13 protein-coding genes are annotated in these 12,355 nt (G+C 72.6%); 4 read left to right on the plus strand and 9 right to left on the minus strand.

Annotation, left to right across the window (positions count from 1 at the left end):
- Positions 1–30: 30 nt before the first annotated feature.
- The 3 genes from P4R38_RS08460 to P4R38_RS08470 all read right to left on the minus strand — a co-directional run bounded on the left by P4R38_RS08460 (position 31) and on the right by P4R38_RS08470 (position 2,561).
- A complete protein-coding gene (locus tag P4R38_RS08460; RefSeq protein ID WP_277191848.1) occupies positions 31–987 on the minus strand; it encodes a glycosyltransferase family protein in 957 nt (318 codons plus the stop codon).
- Positions 984–1,970: a glycosyltransferase gene (locus P4R38_RS08465; RefSeq protein ID WP_346770748.1), complete on the minus strand. Its 987-nt coding sequence runs from the start codon at positions 1,968–1,970 to the stop codon at positions 984–986. Before P4R38_RS08465 ends, P4R38_RS08460 begins: the two co-directional genes overlap by 4 nt.
- Before the next feature lie 222 nt (positions 1,971–2,192).
- A complete protein-coding gene (locus P4R38_RS08470) occupies positions 2,193–2,561 on the minus strand; it encodes a DUF4267 domain-containing protein (protein WP_275239006.1) in 369 nt (122 codons plus the stop codon).
- Positions 2,562–2,645: 84 nt separating this feature from the next.
- On the opposite strand from P4R38_RS08470, the gene P4R38_RS08475 reads away from it, so the two are divergent.
- Positions 2,646–3,209: a TetR/AcrR family transcriptional regulator gene (locus tag P4R38_RS08475; protein WP_275239005.1), complete on the plus strand. Its 564-nt coding sequence runs from the start codon at positions 2,646–2,648 to the stop codon at positions 3,207–3,209.
- 103 nt (positions 3,210–3,312) lie between these two features.
- Here P4R38_RS08475 and P4R38_RS08480 read toward each other — a convergent pair whose 3' ends face one another.
- The 5 genes from P4R38_RS08480 to lipB all read right to left on the minus strand — a co-directional run bounded on the left by P4R38_RS08480 (position 3,313) and on the right by lipB (position 7,878).
- A complete protein-coding gene (locus P4R38_RS08480; RefSeq protein ID WP_275239004.1) occupies positions 3,313–4,086 on the minus strand; it encodes a DUF4191 domain-containing protein in 774 nt (257 codons plus the stop codon).
- Between the two features lie 5 nt (positions 4,087–4,091).
- Entirely contained in the window at positions 4,092–5,117 is a 1,026-nt protein-coding gene (gene lipA / locus P4R38_RS08485; protein ID WP_275239003.1) for a lipoyl synthase, read from the minus strand.
- Positions 5,118–5,236: 119 nt separating this feature from the next.
- Positions 5,237–6,220, minus strand: a complete 984-nt coding sequence (locus P4R38_RS08490) for an ABC transporter permease subunit (RefSeq protein ID WP_275239002.1) — start codon at positions 6,218–6,220, stop codon at positions 5,237–5,239.
- The gene (locus P4R38_RS08495; RefSeq protein WP_275239001.1) at positions 6,217–7,155 is read right to left on the minus strand and encodes an ABC transporter ATP-binding protein; all 939 of its coding nucleotides are present in this window, start codon (positions 7,153–7,155) and stop codon (positions 6,217–6,219) included. The genes P4R38_RS08490 and P4R38_RS08495 overlap by 4 nt, the downstream gene beginning before the upstream one ends.
- A 93-nt stretch (positions 7,156–7,248) precedes the next feature.
- The gene (lipB, locus tag P4R38_RS08500; RefSeq protein WP_275239000.1) at positions 7,249–7,878 is read right to left on the minus strand and encodes a lipoyl(octanoyl) transferase LipB; all 630 of its coding nucleotides are present in this window, start codon (positions 7,876–7,878) and stop codon (positions 7,249–7,251) included.
- A 112-nt stretch (positions 7,879–7,990) separates the two neighbouring features.
- On the opposite strand from lipB, the gene P4R38_RS08505 reads away from it, so the two are divergent.
- Genes P4R38_RS08505 through P4R38_RS08515 form a run of 3 tightly spaced genes read left to right on the plus strand, consistent with a single transcriptional unit; the run spans position 7,991 to position 11,169 of the window.
- Positions 7,991–9,007: an ADP-ribosylglycohydrolase family protein gene (locus tag P4R38_RS08505; RefSeq protein ID WP_275238999.1), complete on the plus strand. Its 1,017-nt coding sequence runs from the start codon at positions 7,991–7,993 to the stop codon at positions 9,005–9,007.
- On the plus strand, positions 9,004–9,930 hold the full coding sequence (locus P4R38_RS08510) for a PfkB family carbohydrate kinase (protein ID WP_275238998.1): 927 nt from the start codon (positions 9,004–9,006) through the stop codon (positions 9,928–9,930). The genes P4R38_RS08505 and P4R38_RS08510 overlap by 4 nt, the downstream gene beginning before the upstream one ends.
- Positions 9,931–9,978: 48 nt before the next feature.
- The gene (locus P4R38_RS08515; protein ID WP_275238997.1) at positions 9,979–11,169 is read left to right on the plus strand and encodes a citrate synthase; all 1,191 of its coding nucleotides are present in this window, start codon (positions 9,979–9,981) and stop codon (positions 11,167–11,169) included.
- On the opposite strand, the gene P4R38_RS08520 is transcribed toward P4R38_RS08515, so the two are convergent.
- Positions 11,145–12,347, minus strand: coding sequence for a citrate/2-methylcitrate synthase (locus P4R38_RS08520; protein ID WP_275238996.1), 1,203 nt, complete (start codon positions 12,345–12,347; stop codon positions 11,145–11,147). The two genes, P4R38_RS08515 and P4R38_RS08520, sit on opposite strands and share 25 nt — an antisense overlap.
- Positions 12,348–12,355 lie beyond the last annotated feature (8 nt).

Here is a 12,355-nt window from a genome sequence, read left to right on the forward strand (position 1 = left end):
GGATCACGACGCTGAGCCGGGGGTCGGTGCTCACGACGTCACCAGGGCAGCAAGGTCGCGGCCCGCCTGCTCCCAGGACAGGCCGACCTCCTGCCCGGGGGAGACCCAGGTGGTGGACGGCCGGTCCAGGGCGTCGGCGAGCTGGCGGGTCAGGTCGCTGATCAGCGTGATGGCCCCGGGGTGGCGCCCACCGAGCTCCCGGGCGTACGGCGTGGGTGCCACGAGTGGTCGCCGACCGGCCTCGAGCCAGGTGTTGATCGACCCGGACGCGGACATGTGGCGGTGCGGGGCGACGGGGACACCGACCTCGCGCATCGCGGCGGCGAGCTCGTCGGCGTACAACCATCCGCTGGCCCGCCAGGTCACGCCGTGCTGGTCGGCGAGCTCGGCGAGGTGGTCGACCACGTCCGCATGGCCCGGTGCGGCACCGCCCAGGTTGATCACCGCCGGCGGTTGGGGCAGCTGCGCGGCGGCGACGAGGACGTCCTCGACGCCCTTGCCCGGGTAGAGGAACCCCAGTGTGGCGATCGTCCGGTCGACCCGGGCCGGTGGCGTGGTGTCGGGGTGGTCGACCGGTAGCGGGAGTACGGCGACGCGATGCCGGCCGGCGTCACCGCGATCGCGCAGACAGGCCAGCAGCAGCCCGCGCTCGAACTCGCTGGACACCACGATCAGGTCGGCCAGCTCGGTCACCTGGGCGAACAGCTGCTGACGCTGCGGGTAGTGCTCTCCGTCGGACGGCTGCGGCAGGTCGTGCATCACGACGGCGAGTCGCTCGGCGCGACCGGTGGCGCGTCGTACGACCTCGAGGGCCGACTCCGTGGCGGTGCGCCAGAGCCGTTCGGTGAAGTGGATGATGACGAACCCGTCGGGAGGGGTGTCCGGCCAGCCGGCCGTCGTGCTGCCGGGGACGTGAGCGGCGAGGCGGCGAGCGTGAATGGTGACCCCGTGCCTCTCGGCGTCGGGGATCAGATGGGTCAGCCTCACGTGAGCGACCTGTAGATGTCGGCGTGCCGGCGCGCGATGGACAGACGCTGGTCCCGGCGTGCCTCGGGGTCGGCGCGCACCCGGCCGGCAAGGGCGAGGTCCAGCAGCGGGGTGATGTCGGCGCCGCTGTCGACGTCCGCCCACCCGAACGTCCGCACGGCGGGGGACTGCTCGGTGAGGTAGCCGCAGTCCGAGGCCAGGACGCCCACACCCAGGTCGTGGCACTCCTCCACCCAGCCCGAGTGGGTCGCCCACCGGTAGGGCAGCACGAGGACGTCGAGGTCGGCCAGCAGGCGCCAGAGGTCGTGCTGCGGCAGCGGCGGTCGGCCGTTCACCTGGGCACCTTGCCGGCGCAGCTGCGTGAGCGCGGCGAGCAGCCTGGCGTCCTTCGCCGTCGCGAGGGCGTCAGCCCGTGCGAGGACCCGCACGTCGTACGGTGCCGTCGCCGTCGTGATCGCCTCCAGGGCACCGACTGCGTCGATGTTGGCGCGGAGCGCGCCGACGTGGACGCCCACCACCGGCCGGGCTCGCGGCGGTGCGATCCGCTGCCCAGCCAGCCACGCCGAGGACACCAGGTGGGGGTGGGCGATGACCTCGGGTCTGCGTCGCCAGCGGCGCTCGACCTCGCGCGCGGCGCCGTCGGTGAGCGTCACCACGGCGTCGGCGGCCGCCAGCAGCAGTGCGACGAGGGCGTGGTGGTGGTCCTGGCCGCGCAGGTTGGGGTTGTCGATGTCGTGCACCGTGTACACCAGCCGCAGCCCGAGCGCTGCGACCGTCTCCAGCCACTGCGCCATCTCGTCCTGGGTGAGATGCTCGAAGCCGAAGTGCACGTGCACCACGTCGAGCTCGTCGCGGCGCGCGCGCAGCCAGGACGGCGACCATGCGTCCGCCGGCCGCCACGGGCTCGGCGTCCGGGACGCGTCGTCGTCCGTGGCTGGGTCGGGCGGGGCAAGGTGACGGACGTAACGGTGCTCACCCGGCACGTGCAGAACGCGCGGCCGCCGTGCCGAGGCGCCAGGGGCCGAGTGCGTGGCGAGGGCCGTCACAGCGGCACCGAGGTCTGGACGAAGGACGCGATCGACGCGTGGTCGACCGACGTCAGGAGGTGTGATCGCACAGTCCGAGCAGTACCCCCCGTACGCCAGACGGACACTTCTTCGTCGTCGATGGCCGTCGCAGGCGGGCCACTCGGTCCCCGGCCTGCCTCATGACGCCAGCAGCAGGACCGCGCCCACGATCATGACCGCCGCCGTCACCCCGTGGATGCCGAAGGCCGCGCTGCGGCGACCGTGGTTGGCGAGCACCAGCGTCGCGTCGCCGGCGGGGATCAGTGCCTCGATCAGCAGCACCCAGCCGAGCGCGTCGGGCGCGGCGAAGACCATCGCGATCGGGACCAGGCCGGACGCGACGTCACGGACGCCCTTGACCTGCCACCACCCCCGAGCCTCCGGAGCGGGCAGGACGGGGAGGCCGAAGCCCGCCGCGTTCTTCTCGTTGCGCATCCAGTAGGCGATGCCGATGCCGATGATGGCGAGGCTGACGGCCCAGACGATGACGAGTCCGACGACGTGCATGTGCTCTCCTCGGTCCGTGATCTAGCGGTGCTAGAAAATCTAGCACCGCTAGGACATCGACGCTAGCGGCGCTAGAGTGACGCCATGAGTGCCGGAGAGAGACGCGTCGCCGACCGCCAGCAGCGGGAGGACCTCATCGTCGAGCGGGCTCGGACGATCGCCGAGAGCGAGGGGTGGGCCGCGGTCACCACCCGGCGGCTCGCCGACGAGATCGGCCGCACCCAGCCGGTGCTCTACAGCCACTTCCAGGACGGCAAGGCGGGCATCATGCGCGCCGTGGCCCTGCAGGGGTGCACCGAGCTCGCCGTCGCGATCCGCCGGGCCACGGCGGGGGAGGCCGGCACGGTCGCTCCGACGGTGCAGGCGTACCTGGACTTCGCCCGTCGCCACCCGGCGGTCTACGACGCGATCTTCTCGATGCCGCTGGACGTGGAGTTCGGCGGACGCGAGTCCCCCGAACCGATGCGGGACGCCTTCGCCGCGCTCGCCGACGGTCTCGACGCCCATGGCGACGACCCGGAGACGTGGACCGAGGTGGCGTGGTCCGCCCTCCACGGGCTCGCGGTGCTCAGTCGCGACCACCGGCTGCGGCCGCGGGCTCGTACGGCCAGGATCAGCGCGCTGGTCGAGCTGCTCACCTCGTCCTGACGGGCCGACCGGCGCGATATCGCGACAAGTGGCCCCTGATCCGACCGGATCAGGGGCCACTCGTCACGATGATGCGGCAGGTGGCCGCTTGCAGCGCCGCTTGTCAGCGGCCGCGCATGGCCTTGCGGTCCATCCGCGCCTTGCGCGGGTCGATGCCCTGCGGCACCGGCGGCTTGGCCGTCCCGAGCGCGCGCAGCCGCTTGGTCACCGCGCTCACCTCGTCCTTGGTGAGGCGGTCCGGCAGCTTGCGCATCGACTTGGTCAGCTCGTTCACCGCCACGGTGCCGTCGCCCTGACCGACCCGCATGGTGTGCACCGGGACCTCCGGGCCGGCGACCCGGGCGACGCGCTTGCGCTCGGACTCCAGGAGCTTGGTGGCCGAACCCTTGGGACCCTCACCGACCAGGACGACGCCCGGCTTGCCGACCGCCCGGAACACCATGGCGGCGCTCGACATGTCCTTGACATTGCGGGCACGGCCGGCCTCGGCGGCCACCGGCTCCTGCTCGACCAGCCAGCCCCGACGCAGCGAGTTCAGCGCCGCGCCGGTCGCGCCGGGCGTCCCCGCGATCGACTTGTACGCGGCCCGCTCGGCCCGGCGGCCCATGATGAACATGGCCGCGACGAGCCCGAACAGCAGACCGATGATGCCGAGGTAGACCGGGTGACCGATCGCGAAGCCGATCAGCAGGAAGACGCCGAACACGACGAGGAAGGCCAGCGCCATCCACCACGCGATGGCGGGGTCCTGCTGCTTGGTGCTGGCGTACACCTGCTTGAGCTGTGATGCGCGACCCGGGTTGCTCGGGTCCTTGGGCTTGCGGGCGAAGCGCGACTTCTTGGGGGTCGCGTCCTTCGCGGAGTCGGAGGAGGCCATGAGGTTCAGGATACGTCGCTCAGGCGGCGCTCCACGAGCGACGCCGCCTCCTGCCGGGCGGGGTCGGCGGCGGCCGCGGCGAGGTGGCTCAGCTGCTCCGGCAGCGGACGGCCGTACGCCTTCATCGCCTGGGTGTAGAGGCGACCGGCGCGGTAGGAGGAGCGCACCAGCGGGCCTGCCATGACGCCCTTGAACCCGATCTCCTCCGCGCGCTCGGACCAGTGCACGAACTCCTCCGGCTTGACCCACCGGTCGATCGGGTGGTGCAGCTTGGACGGGCGCAGGTACTGGGTGATCGTGAGGATGTCGCAGCCCGCCCCGTGCAGGTCGCGGATCGCCTCGTCGATCTCGTGGTCCTCCTCGCCCATGCCCAGGATCAGGTTGGACTTGGTGACGAGCTCCTGCTCGTGCGCCATCGTCAGGACCTTGAGCGACTTCTCGTACGTGAACGCCGGCCGGATGCGCCGGAAGATGCGCGGGACGGTCTCCAGGTTGTGCGCGAAGACCTCGGGCCGGGCGTCGAACACCTGCCCGACCAGCTCGGGCACGGCACCGAAGTCGGGCGGCAGGATCTCGACACCGGTCGAGGGGTTCAGGGCGTGGATCTGCCGGATGGTCTCCGCGTAGAGGCCGGCGGCACCGTCGGGCAGGTCGTCCCGGGCGACACCGGTGACCGTGGCGTACCGCAGCCCCATCTCGCGCACCGACTCGGCGACGCGACGCGGCTCGTCCAGGTCCAGCGCGGCGGGACGGCCGGAGGCGATGTCGCAGAAGTCGCAGCGCCGGGTGCACACGTCGCCGCCGATGAGGAAGGTCGCCTCACGGTCCTCCCAGCACTCGAAGATGTTGGGACAGCCCGCCTCCTGGCAGACCGTGTGCAGGCCGCCGGACTTCACCCGCGACTGCATCGCGGCGTACTCCGGACCCATCTTGGCGGTGGTACGGATCCAGCTGGGCTTGCGCTCGATCGGGATCTCGGCGTTACGCGCCTCGACGCGCAGCAGACGACGTCCTTCGGGTGCGACGGTCACGACTTCCGGCTCCCTTGCCACGAAGATCTGCCCACGGCGAGCGGTCGTGGGCACGGTGCACACCAGAGTACGCCGGGGGTCGGCGGGCCCTGACAGGAGCCAGGGCCCGCCGACGTGTGTCAGCCCACGTCCCGACGCTGGTAGGACCACGCCGAGATCGCCACCACGGCGAGGCACACCACGACCAGGTAGGCAGCACCGCTCCCGAGCGAGACGTGGTGCTCGACCGAGGTGCAGCTGAGGATGCCCTGCTGCTGCGGGTCCGGAGTGCACCGATCGGTCAGGTAGGCGGTGCCGTGGTCGACCACCGCCCGCAGGTTCGTCGAAATCAGCCAGCGACGCGCCGGGCCGAGGAAGCCCGCAACGATCAGCTCGGCAACCACCCCGTAAGCCACGGCGATCCCCAGGCAGGCCGCGGTGTTCCGTACGACGAAACCGACGGCCGCGCCCAGTGCTCCCGCAAAAGCCCCGACAGCGAGCAGCCTGACCCACGTCCAGACGACGGCGGCCTGCTCGGCCGTGGACGCCTCGGCCGTGAGCCCCAGGCCGCGCGCCACCCACCAGACGCCGACGCCGCAGATGAGCGCCATTACGGCGGCCACGGCGACACCGCCGACGACCGGGGCCTGCACCTTGCTCAGGAACACCCGCAGCCGCCGGGGCTCGAAGGTCAACCAGGTCGACATCGTTCCCGAGGAGAACTCGGCCGCGACGAACGTCGCGCCGAGCAGGAAGGCGAGGAACATCACCGCGCCCGTCGTCCCGGAGACGGACTCGCGCACCACCTGGCGCAGCGAGGAACCACCCAGGAAGTTCTCGAGGGTGGGCTCGGGCATCGCGCAGGCGCTCGGGTCGGCCTTGGCCTCCGGCGGTGCGTTCTTGAGGCAGTCCTTCGTCCACTCGTCGTGGTGGGCGACCCAGTCGGCGTGCGACTGGTCGAAGCCCTGGGCGGCCTGGGCTCTGTTCGCCGGAGTGAGATACCGAGTGGACTGGTGGCTGCCGTAGACGACCAGGCACGCGAGGACGGCGCACAGCCCCAGCACGACCCAGGTGGCGCGGCGGGCGACCATACGCCGCAGCTCGACGCGGACGAGCCGGTTCATCGCACAGCGCCCGTCGCCTCGAGGCCCTTCTCGGCGGTGAGCTCGAGGAAGACCGACTCCAGGTCCTGACCGGTGCGCGTCAGCTCGCTGACCCAGATGTCGTGACCCCCCAGTAGTCGCGTCACCTCCGATGCGTCCTGCACGCCGTCGACCAGCAGATGCGCGCCGTCGGCGCGCGCCGAGAGGCCCTGCGCCTCCAGGACCGCGGCGGCCAGAGCGGGGTCGGGAACGGTCGCGCGTACGCCCGCGGCCTGCGCGCCGATCAGGTCCGCCACTCGTCCCTCGGCGAGCAGGCGACCCTGCCCGACGATCGACACGGTGTCGGCGACCTGCTCCACCTCGGCGAGGATGTGGCTGCTCACCAGGACGGTCCGTCCCTCGCGACCGAGATCCCGCATGGTCTGCCGGATCTCGCGGATGCCGGCGGGGTCCAGGCCGTTGGTGGGCTCGTCGAAGATCAGCAGGTCCGGCGACTTCAGCAGGGTCGCGGCGACAGCGAGCCGCTGCTTCATACCGAGCGAGTACGACGCGAACCGGTCGTCACCGCGATCGTGCAGCGCGGTCAGCTCGAGCACCTCACCGACACGCGTGCGCGGTGCACCGATCGCCTCCGCGAGCAGCGAGAGGTTCTTGCGGCCGGAGAACGCGGGGAAGAATTTGGGTGATTCGACGATCGCGCCGATCCGGCGCATCACGTGGGGGAGTCGTTCAGGCACCGGCTCGCCGTAGAGGTGCATCGTCCCCGAGTCCGGGCGTACGAGGCCGAGCAGCATCCGGATCGAGGTCGTCTTACCCGAGCCGTTCGGACCGAGGAAGCCGTGCACGCCGCCGGCCGGGACCGACAGGTCGAGGCCGGCCACGGCGACGCGGGTGCCACGTGGTGTGCGGTAGGTCTTACGAAGCGCGCGAGTGCGCACGGCCAGGCCGTCGTCCATCGATTCCCCCTGAGATGCGACCCCCTGTCGGTCGCGGTGCGCAGATCGTAGGGCGCCCTGGCCCGTGCGCGGTGGGGAAACGGGTCGAGAACCTCAGCCGAGGATGTCGGGGAGGCGCTTCTCGACGTACGGGACGACCTCGGCGACAGGGACGTCACGGCCGAGCTCGGCGGACAGCGAGGTGACGCCCGCGTCGGGGATGCCGCACGGGACGATCGTCGTCGCCCACGACAGGTCGCAGTCGCAGTTGAGGGCGAACCCGTGCATCGTCACGTCCTGGCTGACCCGGATGCCGATCGCGCCGATCTTGCGCTCCGGTCGCTGTGCGTCGGCCGCCAGCCAGACGCCGCTGCGGCCCTCCACCCGGACCGTCTCGACGCCGAGGTCGGCGCACACGTCGATCATCATCTGCTCGAGACGGCGCACGTGGCCGACCACGTCGACCGGGTTGGGCAGCCGCACGATCGGGTAGCCGGTCAACTGCCCCGGGCCGTGCCAGGTGATCTTGCCACCGCGGTCGACGTCGATGACCGGGGTCCCGTCGAACGGGCGCTCGTGCGGCTCGGTGCGCTTGCCCGCGGTGTAGACCGCGCGGTGCTCCAGCAGCAGCGTGGTGTCCTCCTGCTCGCCGGCCACGACGCGCGCGTGGACCTCACGCTGGGTCGCCCAGGCCTCCTCGTAGTCGACGAAGTCTGGGTCCAGGCCGAGGTGCTCGATCCGCATGGACGTCACGGTACGCCCGTCGTCACCAGGCGGACGGACCTGGTCCGACCTACTCGGCAGTCACCACGAGCGCCCTACGCTGAGGACGTTGCGGCCCGGAGAGGAGCCCCAGATGGACGTGTCGGCGACGATGCTGGACCGGGCCCACGGCGCGCTCGCCGGACTCGCGGTGGGGGATGCGCTCGGGATGCCCACCCAGGCGTTCACCCGGGCGGAGATCGTCAAGCGGTTCGGCGTCCTGCAGGACCTGCGCTCGGGGCCGCCGGACCAGCCGATCGCCCCGTCCGCGCCGGCGGGGCAGGTCACCGACGACACCGAGCAGGCGCTGCTGCTCGCCGACCAGCTGGTCACCAGCGGCGGCCATGTCGACCCGGTGCGCTGGGCGCAGGCGCTGGACCGCTGGGAGCAGCGGATGAAGGGCTCGGGCTCCCTGGACCTGCTCGGCCCCTCGACCCGGCGCGCGATCGAGCGGATCCGTGCGGGTGAGGACCCCAGGCTCGCCGGACTCGACGGCACCACGAACGGCGGCGCGATGCGCATCGCTCCGGTCGCGCTGGCGGTGCCGTGGTCGGACGGCCCGGAGGCGTTGGTCGACCGGGTCGTGGAGGCGTGCCTGCCCACCCACCACACGGGCACCGCGATCGCCGGGGCCGCGGCGGTCGCCGCCGCGGTGTCGTGCGCCCTCGACGGATGCTCGTACGACGACGTCGTGGCCGCGGCGATCACCTGCGCGCGGCTCGGTGAGACGCGCGGGCGACAGCACCCGGGTCCGTCCGTCGCAGCACGCCTGCAGTGGGTGCTGGTCGACGCGCCACGGTACGAGCCGGACCGGCTGGAGGAGTGGATCACCGCCGTGGTCGGCACGACCGTCGCGACGGCCGAGTCGGTGCCGGCCGCGTTCGCGCTCCTGGACGTCGCGATCGCCTCTCCCCGGGACGGGCTGTGCCGGGCCGCGCGCCTCGGCGGCGACACCGACACGATCGCGGCCATGCTCGGAGCCATGACCGGCGCGACGGTCGGCCGCAGCGGGCTTCCCGACGACTGGTGCACCACGGTCGAGAGCGTCAACGGGCTGAGCCTCGACGCGGTCGCGGCCGGTCTCCTGCAGCTGAGGGAGGGGAACTCGTGAGCAGAGTGGTCCACACCGGCCAGGCGCTGGTCGACGTGGTCGTCGACGTGCCGGGGCTGCCCCGCCGTGGCGGCAACGCGATGGCGACGTCGTACGAGCGGTACGCCGGTGGCTCGGTCAACGTCCTGGTCGCCGCGGCCCGTACGGGGGCGGAGGCCGTGCACGCGGGCTCGGTCGGGCGCGGGCCGAACGGCGACCTCGTCCGCCAGACGCTCGACGCCGAGAAGGTCCGGCTCGCCACGGATCCCGTGGAGGGCGAGGACACCGGGATCTGCTTCGTGATGATCGAGCCGAGCGCCGAACGGACCTTCGTCACGACCCAGGGTGCCGAGCGGCGGATCACCCCCGCTTCCCTCGACCGGTGTGCGCCGCAGGACGGCGACCTGGTGTGCGTCACGGGGTACACCCTGCTGGGCGAGACCTGCGCTCCGCTGCTGGACTGGCTGGAGTCGCTGACCGCGGACGTGGTCGTCGTCCTCGACCCGAGCGCACCCTTCGCCCAGCTCCCCGATGACGTCCGCGATCGCATGCTCGCCGTCACCGACGTGTGGACCAGCAACGCGCAGGAGGCGCAGGAGCTCACGGGCGCCGACAGCATCGAAGCCTCGGTCGAGTCCGTGGCCGACCGGCTCGGCAAGAGCGCGGTGGTCATCGTCCGGGACGGACCGAAGGGGTGCCACCTGCGCGAGGCCGGGCGGATCACGTACCTCTCGGGCTACCCGCAGCACCCGGTCGACACCAACGGCGCCGGCGACGCCCACACCGGCGTCCTGACCGCGGAACGTGCGCTGGGCGCCGACTGGACCACGGCCGCCACGAGGGCGAACGCCGCCGGAGCGATCAAGGTGACCCGCAAGGGTCCGGCGACGGCGCCGACCCGGGCCGAGGTCGATGCGTTCCTCGCCCGGCAGCCCGCACGTTGACACGATCAACGTTGACCCTCGCGGGGGCGCGGGCGGAACGTGCGTCCCATGACGACATCCACCCAGCCCGAACCGCTCGTCGCGCCACCGGGACTCGCCGGTGTGATCGTCGCCGACACCGAGATCGGCGACGTCCGCGGCACCGAGAGCTTCTTCCACTACCGGCAGTACGACGCCACGCAGCTGGCTCGTGACGTGTCGTTCGAGGAGGTGTGGCACCTCCTGGTCCGCGGCCACCTCCCCGACGCCGCCGAGCTCGACGACTGGCGGTCGACCATCGCCCGCAACGCGGTGCTGCCGAGCGACCTGGCCGCCAACCTCGTCGAGGTCATGCGGCGGAGCGCGAGCGACGACCCGCTCGTCTCCCTGCGCACCGCCGTGTCGGCGCTCGGCGCGCTGCGCGGGGACCGACCCCTGTGGGACCTGGAGGACCAGGAGAAGGAGCTCGCGGCGATCCGTACGGCGGCGGTCGTGCCGTGGCTCGTCACCGCCGCGCGCCAGGTCCGGCTGGGCGAGCAGGTCCGCGACCCGCGCCCCGAGCTCGGCGTCGTCGGCAGCTACCTGTGGATGCTGACCGGCGAGGAGCCCCGGCCCGAGCACCTGCGGGCGCTGGGCCGCTACCTGTGCCTGACCATCGACCACGGGTTCAACGCCTCGACGTTCACCGCGCGGGTCGTGGCCTCCACCGGCGCCGACCTGTCGGCCTGCGTGGTCGCCGGCATCGGCGCTCTGTCCGGGCCGCTCCACGGCGGAGCACCCTCGCGGGCGCTGGACGCCCTGGACGAGATCGGCACGGTGGAGAACGCCCAGCCGTGGGCTCGCGCCCAGCTGGCCGCCGGTCAGCGGGTGATGGGCTTCGGGCACGCGGTCTACCGCGGGCTCGACCCGCGCTCGGAGCTGCTGCGCGAGACCGCCACCGAGCTCGGGGGAGCCACCGCCGAGCTGGCCGTCGAGGTCGAGCGTGAGGTCGTCCGGGTCCTGGACGAGGCCAAGCCGGACCGGCCGCTGCGAGCGAACGTCGAGTACTACGCCGGCGTCGTCATGCAGTCCTGCGGTGTCCCGCGCGACATGTTCACGCCGACCTTCGCCGTCAGCCGTACGGTCGGCTGGACCGCCCACATCCTGGAGCAGAGCCGCGGCCGCAAGATCATCCGGCCGAGCTCGCGGTACGTCGGGCCGCCGCCGTCCCAGCCGGTCCCGACCGTCGAGGAGCGTCAGTCCGGCGCCTCACCGGTGTAGATCGCGCGCGGCCGGAACCGCAGGCGGTGCTCCCGCTCCTCCAGCGCGTGCGCGGTCATCCCGGCGAGCCGGGCGAGGACGAAGAGCGCCTCGGCCGAGCCGGACCGCAGGTCGAGTGCGTGGGCGAGGGTCGCCATGGCGAGGTCGACGTTCGGGGCGAGCCCGTGGACCCGGCGGACCTGCAGGCACAGGTCGTCGACGGCCTCGACCAGCCGCGGGTGCTGCTCCCGGAGCAGGTCGAGGAGGCACTCCGCCCGCGGGTCCGCGTCGGTGTAGACGGAGTGGCCGAAGCCCGGAGGTGGGTCGTCCTGCCACCGGCTCACCACCGGTCCGGCGCCCTGCTCGAGGACGTCCGCGAGCAGGGCCGCGGACGCCTCGCCGGCCCGGCCGTGCAGCGGGCCCCCCATGGCCGCCGCGCCGGTGAGCAGGGTGACGACCGGGTCGGCGTGCGTGCTCGCGGTGGCGCGGGCGGCGATCGTGGAGGTCGCCAGCTCGTGGTCGGCGAGCAGCACGAGGGCCGCGTCGACCATCCGCTCGACCTCGGTGGTGACCTCGCCGCTGCGGGTCAGCGCGCCGGCTGCTGCTGCGGCCACGGAGCCCGGCCACTCCCGTGGAGCCGCGCCCAGCGATCCGGCAGCGGTGACGATCGCGGTACGAGCCAGGTCGCGTACGGCGTCCGGGTCTGGCTCCGCGCGCGCGGCTCCGGCCACCTCGGGCTCGGCGGCGAGGAGCGCGAGCGCGACGCGGAGGCGGCTTGCCGGCGCCGAGTCCGGTGGACACACCCGGTCCTGCCGGTCCCAGACGGACCTGCCCGTGTCGGTGGGTGACCACGGGCCGAGATGCTCGGTGCCCCAGAGCATCTCGGTGACCTGCTCGTACGTGGACGTGACGGCCAGGTCGCACGCGTCGCGGCCGCGGTACAGCAGACGTCCCGCCGGGTCGAGGTAGGTCACCGCCGTGTCGATCTGCAGCTCGAAGGTGCCGACGCGGTGCCTGCGGTGCCGGTCGGACAGAGCCGTCACCTCGCGCCGGTCGAACAGCGAGACCCGATGGCCCCTCGCGTCGGTGCCGTGGACGCGGGTGAGGACGCCGCGGCTGACGTACGCGTACAGCGTCTGGCGCCGGACACCGAGCAGATCGGCCGCCGCGGCCGCGGTCATCAGGTCGGCGGCCTCCATGGTCGGCA

It is taken from the genome of Luteipulveratus flavus (assembly GCF_029439465.1).
Taxonomy (GTDB): domain Bacteria; phylum Actinomycetota; class Actinomycetes; order Actinomycetales; family Dermatophilaceae; genus Luteipulveratus; species Luteipulveratus flavus.